19 protein-coding genes are annotated in these 21097 nt (G+C 63.0%); 10 read left to right on the forward strand and 9 right to left on the reverse strand.

The window, feature by feature from the left end; genetic code table 11:
* Positions 1–298: 298 nt before the first annotated feature.
* From C5L10_RS15450 to C5L10_RS15465, 4 genes are all read left to right on the forward strand, one after another.
* Positions 299–1252 (forward strand): ornithine cyclodeaminase family protein, encoded by a 954-nt coding sequence (locus tag C5L10_RS15450; RefSeq protein WP_105430414.1) that lies wholly within the window; start codon positions 299–301, stop codon positions 1250–1252.
* Positions 1252–3738, forward strand: a complete 2487-nt coding sequence (gene hrpB, locus C5L10_RS15455) for an ATP-dependent helicase HrpB (RefSeq protein WP_105430415.1) — start codon at positions 1252–1254, stop codon at positions 3736–3738. Before C5L10_RS15450 ends, hrpB begins: the two co-directional genes overlap by 1 nt.
* An 85-nt stretch (positions 3739–3823) precedes the next feature.
* Positions 3824–5140: an ActS/PrrB/RegB family redox-sensitive histidine kinase gene (locus C5L10_RS15460; RefSeq protein ID WP_245448014.1), complete on the forward strand. Its 1317-nt coding sequence runs from the start codon at positions 3824–3826 to the stop codon at positions 5138–5140.
* Between the two features lie 66 nt (positions 5141–5206).
* Complete coding sequence (locus C5L10_RS15465; protein WP_046607960.1) at positions 5207–5782, forward strand: ActR/PrrA/RegA family redox response regulator transcription factor; 576 nt, start codon at positions 5207–5209, stop codon at positions 5780–5782.
* Here C5L10_RS15465 and C5L10_RS15470 read toward each other — a convergent pair whose 3' ends face one another.
* Positions 5783–6286, reverse strand: coding sequence for an MmcB family DNA repair protein (locus C5L10_RS15470; RefSeq protein ID WP_105430539.1), 504 nt, complete (start codon positions 6284–6286; stop codon positions 5783–5785).
* A 179-nt stretch (positions 6287–6465) separates the two neighbouring features.
* Between C5L10_RS15470 and C5L10_RS15475 the strand changes: the two genes are divergently transcribed.
* Positions 6466–7137 carry a L,D-transpeptidase gene (locus C5L10_RS15475; protein ID WP_105430417.1) on the forward strand — a complete coding sequence of 224 codons (672 nt, stop codon included), beginning with the start codon at positions 6466–6468 and terminating at the stop codon, positions 7135–7137.
* A gap of 84 nt (positions 7138–7221) precedes the next feature.
* On the opposite strand, the gene C5L10_RS15480 is transcribed toward C5L10_RS15475, so the two are convergent.
* The 8 genes from C5L10_RS15480 to hslV all read right to left on the reverse strand — a co-directional run bounded on the left by C5L10_RS15480 (position 7222) and on the right by hslV (position 17563).
* Positions 7222–9393: a malate synthase G gene (locus tag C5L10_RS15480; protein ID WP_105430418.1), complete on the reverse strand. Its 2172-nt coding sequence runs from the start codon at positions 9391–9393 to the stop codon at positions 7222–7224.
* A 112-nt stretch (positions 9394–9505) separates the two neighbouring features.
* A complete protein-coding gene (locus C5L10_RS15485) occupies positions 9506–10426 on the reverse strand; it encodes a LysR family transcriptional regulator (protein ID WP_105430540.1) in 921 nt (306 codons plus the stop codon).
* A 101-nt stretch (positions 10427–10527) separates the two neighbouring features.
* Complete coding sequence (locus C5L10_RS15490; RefSeq protein ID WP_105430541.1) at positions 10528–12555, reverse strand: hydantoinase/oxoprolinase family protein; 2028 nt, start codon at positions 12553–12555, stop codon at positions 10528–10530.
* A 53-nt stretch (positions 12556–12608) separates the two neighbouring features.
* Entirely contained in the window at positions 12609–14027 is a 1419-nt protein-coding gene (locus C5L10_RS15495; protein ID WP_105430419.1) for a cytochrome P450, read from the reverse strand.
* Positions 14028–14071: 44 nt separating this feature from the next.
* Positions 14072–15007 carry a DUF1402 family protein gene (locus tag C5L10_RS15500; protein ID WP_105430420.1) on the reverse strand — a complete coding sequence of 312 codons (936 nt, stop codon included), beginning with the start codon at positions 15005–15007 and terminating at the stop codon, positions 14072–14074.
* Positions 15008–15220: 213 nt separating this feature from the next.
* Positions 15221–16528 (reverse strand): ATP-dependent protease ATPase subunit HslU, encoded by a 1308-nt coding sequence (gene hslU, locus C5L10_RS15510; RefSeq protein ID WP_046636667.1) that lies wholly within the window; start codon positions 16526–16528, stop codon positions 15221–15223.
* The gene (locus tag C5L10_RS15515; RefSeq protein ID WP_105430421.1) at positions 16525–17043 is read right to left on the reverse strand and encodes a GNAT family N-acetyltransferase; all 519 of its coding nucleotides are present in this window, start codon (positions 17041–17043) and stop codon (positions 16525–16527) included. Before C5L10_RS15515 ends, hslU begins: the two co-directional genes overlap by 4 nt.
* Positions 17036–17563, reverse strand: a complete 528-nt coding sequence (gene hslV, locus C5L10_RS15520) for an ATP-dependent protease subunit HslV (RefSeq protein ID WP_038547464.1) — start codon at positions 17561–17563, stop codon at positions 17036–17038. Before hslV ends, C5L10_RS15515 begins: the two co-directional genes overlap by 8 nt.
* 190 nt (positions 17564–17753) lie before the next feature.
* Here hslV and hisB point away from each other — a divergent pair, with 190 nt between their 5' ends.
* From hisB to hisF, 5 genes are read left to right on the forward strand one after another with little or no spacing between them, the layout of a single operon-like run.
* Positions 17754–18362 (forward strand): imidazoleglycerol-phosphate dehydratase HisB, encoded by a 609-nt coding sequence (hisB, locus tag C5L10_RS15525; protein ID WP_105430542.1) that lies wholly within the window; start codon positions 17754–17756, stop codon positions 18360–18362.
* Positions 18363–18381: 19 nt separating this feature from the next.
* Complete coding sequence (locus tag C5L10_RS15530; protein ID WP_172717052.1) at positions 18382–18873, forward strand: DUF2628 domain-containing protein; 492 nt, start codon at positions 18382–18384, stop codon at positions 18871–18873.
* The gene (gene hisH / locus C5L10_RS15535) at positions 18873–19523 is read left to right on the forward strand and encodes an imidazole glycerol phosphate synthase subunit HisH (protein ID WP_105430423.1); all 651 of its coding nucleotides are present in this window, start codon (positions 18873–18875) and stop codon (positions 19521–19523) included. The genes C5L10_RS15530 and hisH overlap by 1 nt, the downstream gene beginning before the upstream one ends.
* Positions 19524–19552: 29 nt before the next feature.
* Positions 19553–20296 (forward strand): 1-(5-phosphoribosyl)-5-[(5-phosphoribosylamino)methylideneamino]imidazole-4-carboxamide isomerase, encoded by a 744-nt coding sequence (gene hisA / locus C5L10_RS15540; RefSeq protein WP_105430424.1) that lies wholly within the window; start codon positions 19553–19555, stop codon positions 20294–20296.
* The gene (gene hisF / locus C5L10_RS15545) at positions 20293–21081 is read left to right on the forward strand and encodes an imidazole glycerol phosphate synthase subunit HisF (RefSeq protein WP_105430425.1); all 789 of its coding nucleotides are present in this window, start codon (positions 20293–20295) and stop codon (positions 21079–21081) included. The genes hisA and hisF overlap by 4 nt, the downstream gene beginning before the upstream one ends.
* Positions 21082–21097 lie beyond the last annotated feature (16 nt).

Below are 21097 nucleotides of genomic sequence, written 5' to 3' on the forward strand. Positions count from 1 at the left end.
CGGTCCCAACCAGCATGCGCCAATCAATCAGTGATTTCTGAAGAACGAAAGTCGTCGTCGCCAGCAGCGCCGCCGCCCTCGTTCAGTGAGCGGGTTATAGTGCCGACCCCAGTTTGAAGTCAACAGCCATTTTCAAAAAACTGTCATTTTTCTCGGGGCCTGCCCAAAACACGCGATTTCCGGCCATAAAATGAGCAGCGCTTAACGAAAGGGCATCTCCGGAGCACCGAAAAACCCATTTTACGCGGCGATTTCGCGTTGTTAGGGTAAAACAGATTTCTGGCGGCTGGAGTATGACATGCTGGTATTGAATGAAGTGCAGACCCGGGATGCACTCCCCTTTGCGGAACTCATCGCAGCGATCGAGGCGATGTTCAAAAGCGACTGCGTCATGCCGGTGCGCCACCATCATGAGATGGAGGTGCCGGGTGAGGCAAATGCGGTCATGCTGCTGATGCCCGCCTGGGTGCCGGGCGACCATATCGGCGTCAAGATCCTCAATCTGTTTCCGGACAATCATCTCCGGTCCCTGTCGACCATCTTCGGCAGCTACCTTCTTTCCTCGGGCAAGACCGGGCAGATGCTGGCGATCGTCGAGGGCGGCGAGCTGACGGCGCGGCGCACCGCCGCGACTTCGGCGCTCGCCGCCCGCTATCTTGCGCGGGAAGATGCCGAGACCATGCTGATGGTCGGAACCGGCCGGCTTTCGCTCAACCTCATGCAGGCCCATGCGATCACGCGGCCGCTCAAACATTTCCGCATCTGGGGGCGCAATATAGAAAAGGCCGAAGAGACCGCGCGCGAAGCACGGATGCTCGGGCTCGACGCGGTGGCCGTCAAGGATCTGGCCGTCGCGGCCGGACGGGCGGACATCATTTCCTGCGCGACGCTATCGAGCGAGCCGCTGATCCGCGGCGAATGGCTGAAGCCGGGCGCGCATCTGGATCTCGTGGGCGCCTTCAAGCCGAGCATGCGCGAGAGCGACGACGAGGCGGTGCGGCGCGCGTCGGTTTTCGTCGATACGCGTGCCGGCGCCATGAAGGAAGGTGGCGACATCGTTCTGCCGCTTGCAAGCGGCGCGCTGTCGAAGGACGGGATCAGGGCAGAACTCGCCGAACTCGCGCATGGAAAACATCCCGGCCGCACAAGCGCGGAGGAGATCACGCTCTTCAAGTCGGTGGGCGCAGCGCTCGAGGATCTTGCCGGAGCAATCCTCGCCTATCGTCATGTCAGCGGACAGGTTTCGCACTGATGGCTTCAGCGCATGAGGCAGGTCCGATCACGAAGAACCTGCCAAGGCTTCCCGTCACCGAGGTTCTCGGCGATATCATGCAGGCGCTCGCCGATGGCACGCGCGCCGTGCTTTCCGCCCCACCGGGCGCCGGCAAGACGACGCTGGTGCCGCTGGCGCTGCTCGACCAGGCCTGGTGCACGGGAAAGATCATCCTGCTCGAACCGCGGCGGCTGGCGGCGCGTGCAGCCGCGTCCCGTATGGCGTCGCTGCTCGGCGAACAGGTTGGCGAGAGGGTCGGATACCGGATGCGGCTCGACAACAAGGTCTCGGCGAAGACGCGGGTCGAAGTGGTGACGGAGGGCGTTTTCGCCCGGATGATTCTTGACGATCCGGAGCTGACCGGTGTCTCAGCGGTGATCTTCGACGAATTCCACGAGCGGTCGCTCGACGCGGATTTCGGTCTGGCGCTGGCGCTGGATGTGCAATCGGCACTGCGCGACGATCTGAAGATCCTCGTCATGTCGGCGACACTGGATGTGGAGCGGGTGGCGGGACTGCTTGGCGAGCCTCCTGTCATCAAGAGCGAAGGCCGGACTTTTCCGATCGACATCCAGCATCGCGATCGCGCACCGAACGAAAGGATCGAAGACGCGATGACGCGGGCGATCGTCGAGGCGCACGCGAATGACACGGGTTCCGTCCTCGCTTTCCTGCCAGGCCAGGCGGAAATCCTGCGCACGGCCGAGCGGCTCGCGAACCGGTTCGGGCCGGAGACCGTGATCGTGCCGCTTTATGGCAATCTTTCCCAGAGGGAGCAGGATCTGGCGATCCGGCCGGCGCCCGCCGGGCAGCGCAAGATCGTGCTGGCGACGTCGATCGCCGAAACCTCCATTACTATAGATGGAGTGAGGATCGTCATCGACAGCGGGTTGCAGCGCCTGCCGGTGTTCGAGCCCTCGACCGGGATCACCCGGCTGGAGACGGTGCGTGTTTCCCGCGCCTCGGCCGACCAGCGGACGGGTCGTGCCGGCCGTACCGAACCGGGCATCGCGATGCGCCTCTGGCATCCGGGACAGACGGCAGCGCTGCAGGCGTTCACGCCGCCGCAGATACTGGCAAGCGACCTTTCCGGCCTGGTTCTCGATCTTGCCCATTGGGGCGTCCAGGACCCGAAGGGGCTTGCCTTTCTCGATCCGCCTCCCGGGCCGGCTTTCAACGAGGCAAAGGTGCTGCTGACCCAGCTCGGCGCGCTCGACCCGCAGGGCGGGCTGACGGAAAAGGGCCGGTTGATGCGGGAACTGGCGCTTCCGCCACGGCTTGCTGCCATGGCGATCTCGGCGGCGGAGGAGGGTTTCGGCAGGCAGGCAAGCCTGCTTGCCGTGCTCCTGACCGAACAGGGACTCGGCGGTAGCGACATCGATCTCGACGAACGGCTGCGGCGGTTCCGCAACGAACGTGGCGACAGGGCCGATGCTGCAAGGAAGCTTGCGGACAGGGTCGCTTCGAACCTGCCGAGGCGATCGCAATCGACGGAAACGGTACTCGCCGGCAGGCTTCTCCTGCATGCCTATCCGGACCGGATCGCGCTCCAGCGCGGCGGGCGCGGGCGTTTCGTGATGGCGAACGGGCGCGGCGCGGAACTGCAGGAGACCGAGCGGCTGGCGGCGTCGCAGATGCTTGTCATCGCCGACCTGACCGGACGGGCGGCGCAGGCGCGTATTCTCGCGGCAGCGGAGATCAGCCGGGCGGACGTCGAGGCTGAGCTTTCCGGCGCGATCCGCGAGAGCGAGGAGTGTTTCTTCGACCGGGCGAGCCGGCAGGTGCGCGCCCGCAAGGTGACGCGGCTCGGCGCCATCATCTTTGAGGAAAGGCCGCTGCCACGGCCGAGTGGCGAGCGGGCCGCACAGGCGCTTGCGGACGGCGTGCGGGAACTGGGGCTTCAGGTCCTGCCGTTCTCCAAGGAAGGTGCCCAATTGCGCGACCGGATCGGTTTCCTCAATCGGTCGATCGGCGCGCCTTGGCCGGACATGGGCGACCAGGCGCTGCTTGCCCGGCTCGACGACTGGTTCGTCCCGTTCCAGGGCAATACGTCGGGCATCGATTCCATCAATCCCGGCAGCCTTTCGGAAGGGCTGCGTTCTCTCATTCCGCATGAGGTCTCCCAGGGTCTCAACAAGCTGGCGCCGACGCATTTCGAGGCGCCTACGGGCGAGCGGCATCCTATCCGTTACGATGGCGAGGAACCGGTCCTGGCGATCCGGGTGCAGGAACTGTTCGGGCTGAAGAAACATCCGGCGATTGCCGGCGGGAAGCTGCCGCTGCTGCTCGAACTGAACTCGCCGGCGCATCGGCCGATCCAGACGACGCGGGACCTGCCCGGCTTCTGGGCCGGTTCCTGGAAGGATGTGAGGGCCGAAATGCGCGGTCGCTATCCCAAACATCCCTGGCCGGAGGACCCGGCCGAGGCTGCGCCTACGACACGTGCCAAACCGCGCGGGACGTGACAGAATGCCGCCTGCGACCTGAAGCCGAGCCGGTTTATGAAGGCGGCCGCAAGTCACTTGTATAAGGCAAGGTAAAGAGCAGAGCGTGAGCGTAGACAGTCCTTCAGTGCGTTTTGCGCAATTCGGCCCTTCGAGCCGGCGAATCCGGCTTCAGACGCTGGTGCGTCTGCGCTGGCTTGCGGTCGCCGGCCAGACGATCACCGTGGTCATCGTCGGGCTGCTGCTGCAGTTTCCGCTGCCTCTTCAGGAAGCAGGCATCCTGGTCGGCGCGCTTGCGGTCGCAAACCTCACCCTGTCGGCCTGGTTTCCGCCGACCCATCGGCTCGGCCCGAAATCGGCGCTGGCACTGCTCGGTTTCGACCTGCTGCAGATGGCGGCGCTGCTGTTCATCACCGGCGGGCTTGCCAACCCCTTTGCACCGCTGATCTGCGTTCCAGTCATCATCGCCTTCGCTTCCCAGCCGCTGCGCCATTCGCTTGTCCTGATCGTTTTTGCTCTGACCTGCACCACGGTGCTCGCCTTTTCGCCCTACGCGGTGCCCTGGTATGAGGGCGAGCCACTCCGGATCCAGCCGGTCATGCAGCTCGGGGTCTGGTGTTCGATCGCCTCGATGATGATGTTCGCGGCCTTCTATGCCTATCGCGTCAGCCATGAGGCGACGCTGCTTGCCGATGCGCTGGCGGCGACCGAACTGGTCCTGGAGCGGGAAAAGCATCTTTCGCAGCTCGACGGGCTGGCCGCCGCCGCGGCCCATGAACTCGGCACGCCGCTCGCAACCATCAGCGTCGTCGCCAAGGAGATGGAGCGCGAACTGGCGCCGGATGACAAGTTCCGCGAGGATGTGCTGCTGCTGCGAAGCCAGAGCGAGCGCTGCCGCGACATCCTTCGCCGGCTCACCTCGCTTTCCGCCGAGAGCGAGGAACATATGCGCCGGCTGCCTCTTTCCTCCCTGGTCGAGGAGGTGGTGGCGCCGCACCGGCAATTCGGCATCGAGATCGAGCTCGTCGAGAAAAACGACCGGGCCAACGAGCCGGTCGGCAACCGCAATGCCGGCATTATATATGGGCTCGGCAACCTGATCGAAAATGCCGTCGATTATGCCAAGAACAAGGTGATCGTCACGGTGGAGCACGACGCCGAGCGGGTGGCGATCACCATCGAGGACGACGGCCAGGGTTATGCGCCGGATATTCTTTCGCGGATCGGCGAACCCTATATGACGAAGAGGCCCAAGGAAGACGAACGGGCCGGTGGGCTTGGCCTCGGTCTCTTCATCGCCAAGACGCTGCTCGAACGGTCCGGGGCCGCGATCCGCTTCGGCAACCGCGACAGCGGCGAACCGGGTGCCCGCATTCATATCGAATGGCCACGCTCTGTGATGGACGCGCAGGACTTGAAATAGGCCGGCCAGCCGGCCGATCATCATGAAAAGGCAAGCGGGCCTTCGAAACCCGCGGAGAAAAAAGAGATGGAAACACACCCGGAACCGACCAAGGCTCATGCCGACCCAGAACTCGGGCCTGATCCTTCGCTGCTGATCGTCGATGACGACGGGCCGTTCCTGCGCCGGCTGGCCCGGGCGATGGAGACCCGCGGCTTCCTGGTCGACACGGCGGAGTCCGTCGCGGAAGGCATCGCCAAGACGAAGGCGCGGCCGCCGAAATATGCGGTGGTGGATTTGCGCCTCGGCGACGGCAACGGACTGGATGTGATCGAAGCGATCCGTCAGAGCCGCGAGGACACCAAGGTGATCGTGCTGACCGGCTACGGCAATATCGCAACGGCCGTGACCGCGGTAAAGCTCGGGGCGCTCGATTATCTCGCCAAGCCCGCCGATGCCGACGACATTTTTGGCGCGCTGACGCAGCGGCCGGGCGAGCGCGCGGACGTGCCGGAAAACCCGATGTCGGCGGATCGCGTGCGCTGGGAACATATCCAGCGGGTCTACGAGATGTGCGAGCGCAATGTGTCCGAGACGGCGCGCCGGCTCAACATGCATCGCCGTACGCTGCAGCGCATCCTCGCCAAGCGCGCGCCGAAATAATCAGCCGCCATCGTTCCCGGCATCGTCGAACGTCTTGCCGGTCGCCCATTCCGCCAACATCAGGCGCTGGGCGGCGGCGCGCGAGAAGTTCAGCGTCATCGCCTTGCGGGTGGCGGGCGGCAGTCTGTGTTCCGGTGCGTCACGTAGCAGATGCCCGCCATAACCGTCCGAGAGGAAAAGGCCGCAATCCTCCGGGAAGATGTCGAGAGGCACGTCCTTGTGAGTCGCGAAAAACAGGCGGTCGCAAAAATAACGGTATTCCGGCCATTTGCGATCGACGCGAAAATCCTCGATCGACGTCTTGATCTCGACGATCCAGATCTCGCCCTTTTCCGAAATGGTCACCAGGTCGGCGCGCCTTCCGCTCGACAGCACGAGTTCCGGCAATATCGCATGCCGCATGTCGTGGAGCAGGATCTGGACGCCCTTGCGCACCAGCATGGCGCGAGCCGACTGGCGGCCATCTATTAAGGGATTATTACTGGCGAGGTTGAGTATAGTCATAGAATCCCGAAAAACCGCTTCCATGATGTTGCAAAAACGCCATGGCTTTTTTCAATCATGCGCCGGCTCTGTTTTGATGTGCTGCAGCGCTTGCCAAGCGTAGTTTAATCGAAAATAACCCGTCATCAAAGATGGGCCAGAGGCCCGTCTAAATCGATTCGTTTATCCAAGAGATCTCCATGCGCTTTCGCACTAGCATGCTCGCACTCGGCCTGTTGGCAACTGCTGCCTTGGCCGGTTGCGCCTCCACGATTCCCGGCGGCGGCACCCAGGTGGCCACGGCCTCTTACACCGAACAGATCTTTACCGACTCCTACGGTTCGGTGAGAGACGCCGGCTATACTCTGCCGGCGATCCCGATCAACAAGGTGGACAAGCAGTATGTCCGCCAGATCGTCAGCTATCAGACCAGCGAAAAGCCGGGCACGATCGTCGTCAACACGCGTGAACGCCATCTCTACTACATCATGCCGAACGGCAAGGCGATGCGCTACGGCATCGGCGTCGGCAAGCAGGGTTTTGCCTGGTCGGGCACGGCCTACGTCGCCTGGAAGCAGGAATGGCCGACCTGGCACCCGCCGAAGGAAATGGCCGGCCGTCGTCCGGACGTTGCCAAATACGTCGAAGACGGCATGGGCCCCGGTCTCAGCAACCCGCTCGGCGCCCGCGCCATGTACCTGTTCAACGAAAAGGGCCAGGATACGCTCTTCCGTCTGCACGGCACGCCGGAATGGGCCTCCATCGGCACCGCCGCTTCGTCTGGTTGCATCCGCCTGATCAACCAGGACGTCATCGACCTTTACAGCCGCGTCCGTCCGGGCCGCGAAACCAAGGTCGTGGTGGTCCAGTAATCGCGAAATTCGACGAGAATACGAAAAGGCCGCCTGGGGAGCTCTCCGGCGGCCTTTTTCTTTGTTCAGTTCTCTGCTCTCCGGTCAGCCGGCAAGCTTGGCTTTCAGCTCGATACGGCGGCGATGCAGGACCGGCTCGGTATAACCGTTCGGCTGCTCGCGACCCTTGAGCACCAGATCGAGCGCGGCCTGGAAGGCGACGGAACCGTCGAAATCCCTGGCCATCGGGATGTAGAGCGGGTCGCCGGCATTCTGGCCATCGACGACGCCGGCCATGCGTTTCATCGTCTCGACGATCTGCTCTTCGCTGGTGAGCTTGTGATGGAGCCAGTTCGCCATGTGCTGGGCGGAAATGCGCAACGTTGCGCGGTCTTCCATCAGGCCGACATTGTTGATGTCCGGCACCTTGGAGCAGCCGACGCCCTGATCGATCCAGCGGACGACGTAGCCGAGAATCCCTTGCGCATTATTGTCGAGTTCGCGCTGGATTTCCTCCTGAGTCCAGTTCGGCCGCACGGCAACCGGCACGGAGAGGATATCCGACAGTTTGGCGCGGCTGCGGCTCTTCAGACCTGACTGGACAGCGGCAACGTCGACCTTGTGATAGTGGGTTGCGTGCAGCGTGGCTGCCGTCGGCGACGGAACCCAGGCGGTGTTGGCGCCGGCCTTCGGATGGGCAATCTTCTGTTCCAGCATCGCCGCCATCATGTCCGGCATGGCCCACATGCCCTTGCCGATCTGCGCATGGCCAGACAGTCCGCATTCAAGGCCGATATCGACGTTCCAGTTCTCGTAGGCCGCAATCCAGGCGGCCTGTTTCATGTCGCCCTTGCGGATCATCGGGCCTGCTTCCATCGACGTGTGGATCTCGTCGCCGGTACGGTCGAGGAAGCCGGTATTGATGAACACGACCCGCTCTCGCGCCTCGCGGATGCAGGCCTTGAGGTTGATGGTGGTGCGGCGCTCCTCATCCATGATGCCCATTTTCATGGAATTGGTCGGAAGGCCGAGTGCCTGTTCGACACGGGCAAAGATCTCGCAGGCGAAGGCGACCTCTTCCGGCCCGTGCATCTTCGGCTTCACCACATACATGGACCCAGCCCGCGAGTTCTGGCGGCGACCGCTCAGGCCGATATCGTTGATGGCGATCAGCGCCGTCACCATGGCGTCCATGATGCCTTCCGGCACCTCCCTGCCCTCGCTATCCAACACTGCCGGATTGGTCATCAGGTGACCGACATTGCGGATCAGCATCAGCGAGCGGCGCTTCACGGTGACCTCGCCGCCCGCGGGCGAATTGAAGGCGGTATCCGGGTTGAGCTTGCGGATGAATGACTTGCCGCCCTTGGCCACCTCCTCCTGAAGGTCGCCGTTCATCAGGCCGAGCCAGTTGCGGTAGACGACGACCTTGTCTTCTGCATCGACCGCGGCAATCGAATCCTCGCAGTCCATGATGGCGGTCAGTGCCGATTCCAGCCGGACGTCGGAAATCCGGGCGGGATCATCCCTGCCGATCGCCGTGGTGGCGTCGATCAGGATTTCGATATGCAGGCCGTTCTTCGTCAACAGCAGGTGCGTCGGCTTGGCGGGTTCTCCGAGATAGCCGGCAAACTGCGCCGGATCGGCAAGATTGACCGTCTTGCCATCCTGGGCTGCTGCGGCAAGCGTTCCGTCCGTCACGACAAACGAGGTGACGTCCGTCCAGCTTGCTCCAGATAGCGGCACCGACTGATCGAGAAAGTCCCGAGCCCAGGCGATGACCTTGGCGCCGCGGATCGGGTTGTAACCCTTGCCCTTTTCGGCACCGTCCGTCTCGGGAATGGCGTCCGTGCCATAGAGCGCATCGTAGAGCGAACCCCAGCGGGCATTGGCGGCATTCAACGCATAGCGGGCATTCATGACCGGTACGACGAGCTGCGGGCCGGCGATCTCGGCGATTTCCGGATCGACCTTGTCGGTCGAAACCGTAAAGTCCGGCCCTTCCGGCAGCAGATACCCGATGTCGCGCAGGAAGGCCTCATAGACGGAGAAGTCGCTGGGTGCTCCGTTCTCGCGGTACCAGCCGTCGAGCTTTGCCTGGAAGGCGTCGCGCTTGGCGAGAAGTTCGCGGTTCTTCGGCCCCAGAACGTGGACGATCTTCGAAAACTCGGAGAAGAAGCGGTCGGCGTCGACACCGGTGCCCGGCAGCGCTTCCTTCACCAGGAAGTCGTGGAGCTTCTCGTCGATTGCGAGACCATTTTTTTCGATGCGGGTCATCGGTTCCTCCGAATTTTTCATGCCGCGACTGTCTTTGTTAGCGAGCGAAATTGCAATTGCACAAATATTGAATGACCTATGCCATATTGGAAATAATCCCTGCCTATAGCAGCTATTTCCGACCTGCCTCCGGGGAATGCCGCTCCCAATAAGGCGTTGGCCCATAGAGGTCCGCCAGATACTCGATGAACGCCCGAACCTTGGAGGGAAGATGCTGCCGGCTGGGATAGACCGCCGAGACCGAGACATTTTTTGAGCCTTCATATCCGGGCATTACACTCACCAAACGCCCGTCCTGGAGTTCGTTGCCGATGTCCCAGGTGGATCTCAGCGCGATGCCGAGGCCGGCGATTACTGCTTCGCGGATGACCTCGCTCGAATTTGTGTTCAACCTTCCAGCCGGTCGGTAAATCAGCGGGCCTTTGGGACCTTCCAACCTCCAGGGTTCGCCATTATGGGCCGTGAGGCATTGATGGTCTGCCAGTTCCTCAATGCTTGTCGGGGCGCCGTGCCGCTCGATGTAGGAGGGAGAGGCGCAAAGAATGCGCCGGACCTGCACAAGCTTGCGGGCGACAAGGCTCGAATCTTTCAGCTCGGATATGCGGATCGCCACGTCAAAACCCTGGGCGATGATATCCGTGAACTCGTCCGACAGCATCAGGTCGATCGACAGATGCGGGTTTGCCTGCATGAATGCCGGCAGATGAGGCGCGATATGCATCCGCCCGAACGAGGTCGGCGCGGAGATGCGCAGATTGCCGGCGATCTCGGTCGACCGGCCGGAGACGAACTGCTCGGCATCCTCGATCCCGGTCAAGACGTTGGCGATCCTGTCGTAAAAACCCTTGCCTGCGTCGGTCATCCCGACCTGGCGGGTGGTCCGCTGCAGGAGACGCGTCCCCAGCTGCTCCTCAAGCCGCTTGATACGCTTCGAAACCACTGCCGGGGAAATGCCAAGGCTCTTTGCAGCCGCCGACATGTTTCCGGTGGCCGCCACTTTGACGAAGATTTCCAGATCGGCAAGATTGGTGATCACTGCAATTTTTCCCGGCTGGAATAAATGCCGGCCAACTTACGCCCTTTTGAATAGAGCTTAAAGGTCGTACACGCCCAGCGTCGAGGAGCATGGGCCGACTAAGCCACCTGGAAAACTGCTATCCTCGGCCGGCCGACAGCCACGGCAGTAATCCGCGCCTCGATGAGCTTTCGCGAGCCCTCAATTTCCGGCGCATCCAGTTCTTCCGAGACGGTCACGGCGGCGTCCTTGGCACCATCCGCACTCGCCTGCGCCAGAGCGGCTGTGATTGCACGTTCGCGGGCCATCGCCACCGCCTGCGTTTCGCCGGCGACTGAGAGCCGCTCGCCTGCTCCAGAGAGGATGAAGCGGCCCTCTTCCGGGGAAGTGACAACAATGGTGACGCTGGCACGGACCTGGCCGACCACCGCCCCAACGGCGTTTGCGACATCGGCATCGGCCGGAATGACCGACTGCGCGCCCAGCATATCCGCGACCGCCGGATAATAGACGGGTGCCGAAGCGCCGAGCCCGATCAGCGGACGATCCAGCGAGACGGAGAACCGCGCGATACCGGGAACCCGTCTCAGAGCCCGATCCACGGCAAGCGAAACCGCAGGATCGATGGCCTCGGCGCCGTCTTCGGAAAGGCAGGCTGCGAGCACCGCTTCGGCCGACTGGCGCGTCAGCCGGCTCACGATCTTCTCGGCCAAGTCTTCCGGGGAAGCGGCGATCCCGCGTCCTGCGCCATCCTTGCGCCGGGCGGCAAGTTCCAACCCAAGCCTTGCAGCCTCTCCGTGCCATTGGTTCTGGCGGCCAAGCACGTGCAGGGCATCGGATGGGGTGATGCCGCAGAGATGCACCAGCCCTCTCGCAACCAGCCGATCTAGAACCGCCCTTTGCGAATTGATGGTCAGAAGATCATTGACCGAAACCGGCACGTTGCCGACACGGGCAAAAAGCGCCTGTTCCGGCGGCTGCAGGCCCTGGGCCATCACATCCGGCACGCCGGTTCGGACCGCGAAGCGGCCGTCGTGCCGTCCGGCATGGCTGGCCCGCAGCTGCCTTTCCAACGTCGACAGGATGATCTCGCCATGCGCCATCGCGGCAAGGCTGAGCGGCAGAAGCCGGCGCGGACCGAGCGTGAGCCGGACTTCGAGGCCGCGGTCGTCGATATGGACTTCGGAATCGCCGCCGAGCCCGTAGGTGCGCAGCGCCACGGCCTCCACCATGGTGCGATGACCGCCGACGACGGCGCCTTCTTCCGCCAACTTCGGCCGCCCGCCATCGAGAACCGCAACATCCGTGGTCGTGCCGCCGATATCGGAAACGACCGCCTGATCGAGCCCAGTGAGAAAATGCGCACCGACGAGGCTTGCCGCGGGGCCGGAGAGGATGGTCTCGATCGGCCGCAGCCGTGCTTCGGCGGCCGAAATCAGCGCACCGTCGCCGCGCACCACCATCATCGGCGCCTCGATGCCGCGCGCGGTCAGAAAGCCTTCGCAGGAACCCACCAGCCGGTCGATGATCGACACCAGCCGGGCGTTCAGAAGCGTGGTCAACGCACGGCGGGGACCGCCGAGTTTCGACGAAAGCTCGTGGCTGCAGGTGACGGGCAGATGCGAAAGCGCGCGAATGCGGTCCCTCACCCGGATTTCATGAGCCGGATTCCGGACGGCGAAATAACCTGCGACAGCAAAGGAAGACACCGTTCCGCCAAGCGTGGGCATGGCCGCTTCCAGAGCCCCCATGTCGAGCGGCGTTTCGTTGCCGTGCACGTCATGGCCTCCGGGCAGGAAGATCACCGGATCATTTCCCAGCGCCTCCGCAAGTCCGCCGCGTGTCAGATCCTCCGAAGTGAAGCCGATCATGATCAGGGCGGCCCGGCCGCCCTGCCCCTCGACCAGCGCATTGGTGGCAAGCGTGGTCGACAGCGAAACGAGGCCGATAGCCGAAGCGGAAACCGCGCTCTTTTCCAGTACCGAATCGACGGCGCCGGCAATGCCGACCGCCAGATCATGCCGGGTCGTCAGCGATTTCGCCTTGGCGATAACGCCTTCGCCATCGCGGAACAGCACCGCATCCGTATAGGTGCCGCCGGTATCGATTCCGAGAAGGAGAGGACCGGGAGGAAAGGAAGAGGCCACGCGAAAATCCTGAAGATCGGGTCTAGGGATCAATAGCGCATAGGCCGCCAAGATCAATTCACCAGCGGAGACCTCTGATGTCGCGGACTGACCCGCATCAGCAGACCATCGCGCGGCTGGGTGGTCAGCTTCTGGACCGGCCAGACTTTTGTTTCGGGCGTAACGTCGAAACGATAGCGAGCCATCAGCACTGCAAGCGCGATCACCGCTTCCTGCAGGGCGAAGGTGGCGCCGATGCAGGTGCGAGGCCCCGCACCGAAAGGCAGATACTGGAACCGGTTCAGCTTGCCGCGGTTCTCGGGCAGAAACCGCTCGGGCATGAAGGCCCGCGGCTTTTCCCAATAAAGTTCGTGGCGGTGCAGCGTCCAGGGCATGACCAGCACGGTCACGCCGGCGTCGATCCTGACCGTCTTGCCTTCCGGGCTCGTCCAGCTGTCGTCGCTGATCGCTTCGCGGTTGATCGAAGGCGCCGGCGGATAGAGCCGCAATGCCTCCTCGAACGCCGCCCGCACCCAGGGCATCAGTTCCAGCCATTCCACTGGATCGGCGCCGGTCGCCAGAACACGATCGATTTCTTCCTCCATGTTCTGCCGTACCGATGGCGATTCCGCGACGCAATAGAGCGTCCAGGCCAGCGCCCGTGCCGTGGTCTCGTGCCCCGCGCCGATGAAGGTGAGGATATTGTCCTCGATCTCGCCCATCGTCAGCCCGTCCGGACCGGCAAGCTGAAGCAGCAGCGTCAGGAAATCCTGCGGCACGTCGCCCGGATGGTTGCGCATCCGCTCCTGCCGCATAAGCATCGTTTCTGCGACCACGCGCCGGAACTTGTCGAGGATCCGCCTGCCGCCGATGCGGGTGACGCGTGGCACCCACGGCGGCGCACGTAGCATATCCATCGGGTCGATCCGGCCCATGCGATGCAGAAGCTGATCGACATCGTCGGCAACGGTCTCCTTGTTCCCGGCGATCTCGCCGGAAAACAGGGTTTCGGCGAGGATGGCATAGGTCAGTTCGGTCATGTCGACGGAAATATCCCGGACCGAGCCCTCGGCGCCGGCCTCGTCATATTTCCTTGAGAACTCCTCGGTCTGGCTCAGCATCTGGCCGGCAAAACCGCGGGAATGCTTTGGCGTGAAAACCGGTGCCATTGCCTTGCGGCAGCGTTTCCAGACCTCGCCTTCCGCCGTCAGCAGGCCGTCCCGGAGGATCGGGCGAAGGACGAGCTGGCGGATTTCCGACATCTCGTAGTTGCTGACATTGTCCACCAGGACATGCCGGATAAGCCCGGGATGATTGACGATCAGCGTCCGTTCCTTGAAGAACTTCGTCTCGAACCAGGGCAGCGTGTAGGAAACCTTGCCCCAGAGCTCCAGCGGATTGCGCAGCGCTGTCCAGATGACCTCGATCGGGTTCAGCAACCGATCTCGAAGCGGAGGTGCCGGCGGAACGAAGGGTTCGGGGCGGATGTCCATGGACAGCCCTCCTCAGGGGTTTCCTATGGAGGGAATATCAGCCGTCAGAGGAGAGATTTCAACTCGGCTAGCTTGTCGTTGACCAGCCAGCCATAATAATTCTCCTCCGGCGGGCCGCCGCGGGCAGCCAAGGCCGTGGCGCGCTGCGCCGAACCGCCGGTATTGTAAAGCGTCGCGGTGATGCCGGGATTGCGGGAGATATCCATGCCGGCGATCGTCTTGTAGTCGTCGATGGAGCGGCGGATGCTGGCTGCCATATAGGCGAGCGACTTGTCCGGATCCATGATCGCATCATAGACCGCGGCGGCCTTGTTCTCGTCGAGCTTCGGGTAACCGGAGGTTCTGGCCACCATGTCCGAGAGCATCAGCGCCGTCAGCGGATTGACCTGGCCGAGGCCGAAAGTCTGACCGGCATAAAAGGGCTGGAAGAAGACTGCGCTGAATCGGTTGTCCGGAAACGAGGTGCCGCCGACCGAACGGCCGCGAAAGCTCTTTTCCCATATGCCTTCGCGGCAGGTCCAGAGCTTGTAGGAATCGGCGAAATCGCCGCATTTGCTGAATTCCGGCCGGTCGAGGAACTGCTCGATGCTCTCGTCGCCGTAGCCGAAACGGAAACTGTTGCCCGCATAGGCGGCGGCCTTGACGTAATAGGTCTGCAGCCGGTCGTAGGCATCGACATTGTAGGTGTGCTCGCCGACGATCGCGCCGATCATGTGGATCGGATCGATACCGTAATCGGCGGCCGTCGACCTGACCTTGGCGATCAGCTTCTTGTCGGAAGCCAGCAGGTCGCGGATCTTCTCGTATTTGTCATCGAAGGTTGTGCGGCCGGCCCGGGTCCGGCGCACCGAGGCGCCGGGAATCTTCGGCTGCTCCACGTGACGATTTCCTTCGGGAACCATCGTGAGGCCGCCTGCGAACGCGGAAGAGGCCGCGGACGGGGCGACGACAAGGATCAATGCCAGAAGGATGCGTTTCAAGATTTGCGTGTCCCAGGACTTCGACTATGCCGATCTCCGGCACCGAATGCTAAAAGCCATTCCAGACCGACTCACTCAAGCGCCGGATATTTCCATGAAAACGCGCTTCCCTTACGCGAGGCACAAGGACCGTGTCGAGACGCGGGCGTTCAAAATCCCGTCAGTGCCGGCAAATGAGCAGCCGGACGTTGCCCGGCTGCCACGATTGCCCGCTCAGAGAATGTAGCGCGACAGATCCGTGTCGGCCGCAAGATCGCCGACATGCTTCTTGACGTATTCCGCATCGATCGTGACGGCCGTGCCGCCCTGATCCGGGGCATTGAACGAGATTTCGTCGAGCACCCGTTCCATCACGGTCTGCAGCCGGCGGGCGCCGATATTCTCGACCGAGGAGTTGAGGTGCACGGCGACATCCGCCAGAGCGTCGATCGCGTCGGCCGTAAAATCGAGCGTCAGCTCTTCGGTTTCCATCAGCGCCTTGTACTGGCGGATGAGGCTTGCCTCGGTTTCCGTCAGGATACGGCGGAAATCCTCCTTGGTGAGCGGCCTCAGCTCGACCCGGATCGGCAGGCGGCCCTGGAGTTCCGGCAGGAGGTCGGAGGGCTTGGAGACATGGAAGGCGCCCGAGGCAATGAACAGGATGTGATCGGTCTTCACCGGCCCGTATTTGGTCGAGACCGTTGTGCCTTCGACCAGCGGCAGCAGGTCGCGCTGCACCCCTTCGCGGGACACACCGGCGCCCATGCCGCCGTCGCGGGCGGCGATCTTGTCGATCTCGTCGAGGAAGACGATGCCGTCATTTTCGACCGAGCGAACGGCCTCGCGCTGAATGACCTCGTTGTCGATCAGCTTGTCGGATTCGTCGCGGATCAGCTCGCCATAGGATTTCTTGACGGTGGTACGGACCTTCTTGGTGCGGCCGCCCATCGCCTTGCCGAACATTTCCGACAGGTTCAAGACGCCGATGTTGGCGCCCGGCATGCCGGGGATCTCGAAGCCGGGCATGCCGGCGCCGGTGTCAGTGACCTCGATGTCGATTTCCTTGTCGTCAAGCTCGCCGGCGCGCAGCTTCTTGCGGAAGCTTTCGCGGGTAGCAGGCGACGACGTCGCGCCGACCAAGGCATCGAGCACCCGTTCCTCGGCGCTCATATGGGCCTTCGCCTGCACGTCAGCGCGCATCTTGTCGCGCACGAGGCCGATGCCGATCTCGACGAGATCGCGTATGATCTGCTCGACATCGCGGCCGACATACCCCACTTCGGTGAATTTGGTCGCTTCGACCTTGATGAAAGGCGCGCCGGCAAGCTTCGCCAGGCGACGCGAGATTTCCGTCTTGCCGACGCCGGTCGGGCCGATCATCAGGATGTTCTTGGGCATCACTTCGTCGCGCAGGCTCTCGTCGAGCTGGTGACGGCGCCAGCGGTTGCGCAGCGCGATCGCCACCGCGCGCTTGGCGTCGTGCTGGCCGATGATGTGCCGATCCAGCTCGGAGACGATTTCCCGGGGTGAAAAGTTACTCATGTCAAATCCGTTTCTTCTGGTGCATCCAGCGCCATGAAATGGGCCGGACCGTAAATGGACGTCCTGGTGTCGACATAGCGGAAGCCGGCCTTTTCATAGGCGCGGATCGCCTGGGCGTTCTCCGGATCCGGATCGATGACGATCCTTTTCGCGCCGCTTTCGAAAAGTTCAGAGGTCAGCTGGCGGATGATCGCGCTGCCATGGCCGATGCCGACAAGCTCAGCATTGCCGATCGAGATGTCGATGCCAAGCGTGCCCTTCGGCTGATCCTGATAGGGATGATCCTCTTCGAGATGCGGGTCGTAATACTGGAGATAGGCGATCGGCCTGCCGTCCAGTTCCGCGATCATCGGCCGGGTCTCGACGCTCGTCATCGAATATTCGATGCTGGCCAGTTCCTCGTCGACATTCCCCCACCATTTCGCGATATGCGGCTCGGCGAGCCATTTCGCCAAGAGAGGAAAATCCTCACGGGTGACATCGCGAAACGAGTAGCGGGGAACGCCTTCAGCCATCGGCGTCCAGCGTTTCGATGACCAGGTTGTGGTTGGTGTAGACGCAGATATCGGCGGCGATATCCAGCGCTTTCCTAGCGATCTCCTCGGCCGACTTGTCCGAATCCATCATCGCGCGTGCGGCGGCATAGGCATAGTTGCCGCCCGACCCGATCGCGATCGTACCGTGCTCCGGTTCCAGCACGTCGCCGTTGCCGGTAACCGCCAGTGTGGTCGATTTGTCGGCGACCAGCATCATCGCTTCGAGATTGCGCAGGTACTTGTCCGTGCGCCAGTCCTTGGCGAGCTCGACGGCGGCGCGCATCAGTTGGCCCGGATATTGTTCGAGCTTCTTTTCAAGCCGGTCGAGCAGCGTGAAGGCATCGGCAGTCGCGCCGGCGAAACCGGCGATCACTTCGCCCTTGCCGATGCGGCGCACCTTGCGGGCATTGCCCTTCATCACGGTCTGGCCAAGGCTCACCTGGCCGTCGCCGGCCATGATGACCTTGCCGCCTTTCCGAACAGTAATAATGGTTGTCATAAGCCACCTGTTGGCCCGTCCTGCGGGCATTGGTTTTCAGAGCATTCCGGCCCCGTCGGACATTTATGTAAGACGGTCCAGGGCGAATGCAATCTCATGACGCGATGCCGCCGCCACTGCCCTGCTTTTGCTGGATATTTGACGTAGTGCCTGATAAGGAGCGCAGATCGATCGCATGGAGCAGACCCAGATGGGTGAGACGACTACCGCACGCGTGGGCAACATCGTCCGCAAGACCAACGAAACCTCCGTTTCCGTTTCCGTCAATCTCGACGGCGCCGGCGCGGCCAGGATTTCCACGGGCGTCGGCTTTTTTGACCATATGCTGGACCAACTCTCGCGACATTCGCTGATCGACATGGACATCGAGGTCACCGGCGACCTGCATATCGACGACCACCATACGGTGGAAGACACCGGTATCGCGATCGGCCAGGCGATCTCCAAGGCGCTCGGCGACCGGCGCGGCATCACCCGTTACGCCTCGCTCGACCTTGCCATGGACGAGACCATGACCAAGGCGGCCATCGACGTGTCCGGCCGGCCGTTCCTGGTCTGGAACGTCGCGTTCAGCGCGCCGAAGATCGGCACGTTCGATACGGAACTGGTGCGGGAATTTTTTCAGGCGCTTGCCCAGAATGCCGGCATCACGCTGCATGTCCTGAACGATTACGGCGCCAACAACCATCATATCGCCGAGACCTGCTTCAAAGCCGTGGCACGGACACTTCGCGCCGCCATTGAAATCGACCCGCGGCAGGCCAATCGCGTTCCTTCGACCAAGGGAATGCTGGTCTGACTGCTTGAGGAGACAATCCTTGAGAAGCTATCTCGTTCTGACACCGCCCAATGACCCGCGAAGCGGACCCGAGAGGGATCTCCAGTCGATCCTCGTCCTGCGGGACGGGTTTTCCTGGCTCGCGCTGTTGTTTCCGTGGATCTGGCTGTTCTGGCATAGGCTGTGGATTGCCGGGATCGTGGTGCTGCTGGTCCAGATCGGCGGCGGCATCCTGATGCAGGTTCCTGGTTTCTGGACCGCCGGCCTGCTGCTCGGTTTCGCCACCAACCTGCTCACGGCACTCGAGGGCCGACATTATCGCTCCGAGGCGCTGGTCCATCGCGGCTGGACACTGGAAATGGTGATCTCCGCCCACGATCTGCGCACAGCCGAGGAGATCTATTTCTCTGGCCTGCCGCAGCCGGAACAACAACCTATGCCGGTCTCGGCCGAGTGGGCAAAACAGGCAAAGCCGCCCGCCGCCGGATGGCAGGCCCCGCACATGGGCCTTTTCGAACATGGAGGACGCTGATGCGCGTCGCAATCATCGACTACGGGTCCGGCAACCTCCGTTCCGCGACCAAGGCCTTTGAACGGGCCGCCCGGGAAGCCGGCATCAACGCCGTGATCGACCTCACCGACAAGGCCGAAGCGGTGGCGACCGCCGACCGCATCGTGCTGCCGGGCGTCGGCGCCTACGCGGATTGCAGCGCCGGCCTAGCCGCCGTGCCGGGCATGCGGGAAGCCATCCTCGACGTCGTCGAGCACAAGGGCCGCCCTTTCCTCGGCATCTGCGTCGGCATGCAGCTGATGTCGTCGCGCGGGCTTGAAAAGACCACCACCGACGGATTCGGCTGGATCGAAGGCGATGTCGTCGAGATGACCCCGAGCGATCCCAGCCTTAAGATCCCGCAGATCGGCTGGAACACGCTCGATATCCATCACCCCCACCCGCTATTTGACGGCATCCCGACCGGGTCGGACGGTCTGCACGCCTATTTCGTGCATTCCTACCATCTGGCGGCCAAGCATCGCAGCGACGTGATCGCGACCACCGAGTACGGCGGTTCTATGACCGCGTTCGTCGGCCGGGACAATGTGGCGGGCTCCCAGTTTCACCCTGAGAAAAGCCAGACACTGGGGCTTGCCCTCATCTCCAATTTCCTGCGCTGGAAGCCCTGAGCTCGCGCGAATTCTCAAGGACCGAAGACATGATCCTCTTTCCTGCAATCGACCTGAAGGACGGCCAGTGCGTGCGCCTCAAGCTCGGCGACATGGACCAGGCCACCGTCTACAATCCCGACCCGGCAGCCCAGGCCAAGGCCTTCGAGGACCAGGGGTTCGAGTGGCTGCATGTGGTTGACCTGAACGGCGCCTTCGCGGGGACAAGCGTCAACGGCGCCGCCGTCGACGCGATCCTCAAGGCCACCAAGAACCCCGTGCAGCTCGGCGGCGGCATCCGCACGCTCGACCATATCGAAAACTGGCTGTCGCGCGGGCTCGCCCGTGTCATCCTCGGCACCGTCGCGGTGCGCGATCCGGCGCTGGTCATTGAGGCCTGCAGGCAGTTTCCCGGCAAGGTCGCCGTCGGCATCGACGCCAAGGGCGGCAAGGTGGCGGTCGAGGGCTGGGCGGAGGCGTCCGAGCTCGGCGTGATCGAGCTGGCAAAGAAATTCGAAGGCGCCGGCGTTTCGGCGATCATCTATACCGATATCGACCGCGACGGCATTCTCGCCGGCATCAACTGGGCATCGACGCTGGAACTCGCCAATGCCGTCTCCATTCCGGTCATCGCATCGGGCGGGCTTGCCTCGCTCGACGATATCAGCCGCGTGCTGGAGCCGGATGCGGTCCGGCTCGAAGGCGCAATTTCCGGCCGCGCGCTTTATGACGGCCGCATCGACCCCCACGAAGCGCTGGCCCTGATCCGCTCCAGACAAGGACGTGCCGCATGACCCTCAAAGCCCGCGTCATCCCCTGCCTCGACGTCAAGGACGGCCGCGTCGTGAAAGGCGTCAACTTCGTCGATCTCATCGATGCCGGCGATCCCGTCGAGGCCGCAAAAGCCTACGACGCTGCCGGTGCCGACGAGCTCTGCTTCCTCGACATCACCGCCTCCTCCGACAATCGCGAGACGATTTTCGACGTCGTCGCCCGCACCGCCGACCACTGCTTCATGCCGCTCACCGTCGGCGGCGGTGTGCGTGCCGTCGGCGATATTCGCAAGCTGCTGCTGGCCGGCGCCGACAAGGTCGCGATCAACTCGGCGGCGGTCAACAATCCGGACTTCGTGGCGGAGGCTGCCGACAAGTTCGGCAACCAGTGTATCGTCGTGTCGATCGACGCCAAGCGGCGGCGCAGCCAGGCGATCGGTGGCGACAATCTCAGCGCCTGGGAGATCTACACGCATGGCGGCCGCAACGCGACCGGCATCGATGCCGTCGAGTTCGCCGTCAAGATGGTCGAGCGCGGCGCCGGCGAGCTGCTCGTCACCTCCATGGACCGGGACGGCACCAAGAGCGGCTACGATCTGGAGCTGACGCGGATGATCGCCGACAGCGTCCGAGCACCGGTCATCGCGTCGGGTGGCGTCGGAAACCTGGACGACATGGTCGCCGGCATCAAACAGGGCCACGCGACGGCGGTCCTGGCTGCATCGATTTTCCACTTCGGGACCTATACGGTCGGTCAGGCAAAGCACTATATGGCAGGGCACGGCATCGCCATGCGGCTCGATTGAGCGGTCGGAGAGAATG

The organism is Neorhizobium sp. T6_25 (assembly GCF_002968555.1).
Classification (GTDB): domain Bacteria; phylum Pseudomonadota; class Alphaproteobacteria; order Rhizobiales; family Rhizobiaceae; genus Neorhizobium.

Excerpts from the sequence above, each read along its gene's own strand:
- C5L10_RS15450 (WP_105430414.1), top strand. The coding sequence starts at position 299 with ATGCTGGTATTGAATGAAGTGCAGACCCGGGATGCACTCCCCTTTGCG.
- hrpB (WP_105430415.1), top strand. The coding sequence starts at position 1,252 with ATGGCTTCAGCGCATGAGGCAGGTCCGATCACGAAGAACCTGCCAAGG.
- C5L10_RS15465 (WP_046607960.1), top strand. The coding sequence starts at position 5,207 with ATGGAAACACACCCGGAACCGACCAAGGCTCATGCCGACCCAGAACTC.
- C5L10_RS15470 (WP_105430539.1), bottom strand. The coding sequence starts at position 6,286 with ATGACTATACTCAACCTCGCCAGTAATAATCCCTTAATAGATGGCCGC.
- C5L10_RS15475 (WP_105430417.1), top strand. The coding sequence starts at position 6,466 with ATGCGCTTTCGCACTAGCATGCTCGCACTCGGCCTGTTGGCAACTGCT.
- C5L10_RS15480 (WP_105430418.1), bottom strand. The coding sequence starts at position 9,393 with ATGACCCGCATCGAAAAAAATGGTCTCGCAATCGACGAGAAGCTCCAC.
- C5L10_RS15495 (WP_105430419.1), bottom strand. The coding sequence starts at position 14,027 with ATGGACATCCGCCCCGAACCCTTCGTTCCGCCGGCACCTCCGCTTCGA.
- hslU (WP_046636667.1), bottom strand. The coding sequence starts at position 16,528 with ATGAGTAACTTTTCACCCCGGGAAATCGTCTCCGAGCTGGATCGGCAC.
- C5L10_RS15515 (WP_105430421.1), bottom strand. The coding sequence starts at position 17,043 with ATGGCTGAAGGCGTTCCCCGCTACTCGTTTCGCGATGTCACCCGTGAG.
- hslV (WP_038547464.1), bottom strand. The coding sequence starts at position 17,563 with ATGACAACCATTATTACTGTTCGGAAAGGCGGCAAGGTCATCATGGCC.
- hisB (WP_105430542.1), top strand. The coding sequence starts at position 17,754 with ATGGGTGAGACGACTACCGCACGCGTGGGCAACATCGTCCGCAAGACC.
- hisH (WP_105430423.1), top strand. The coding sequence starts at position 18,873 with ATGCGCGTCGCAATCATCGACTACGGGTCCGGCAACCTCCGTTCCGCG.
- hisA (WP_105430424.1), top strand. The coding sequence starts at position 19,553 with ATGATCCTCTTTCCTGCAATCGACCTGAAGGACGGCCAGTGCGTGCGC.
- hisF (WP_105430425.1), top strand. The coding sequence starts at position 20,293 with ATGACCCTCAAAGCCCGCGTCATCCCCTGCCTCGACGTCAAGGACGGC.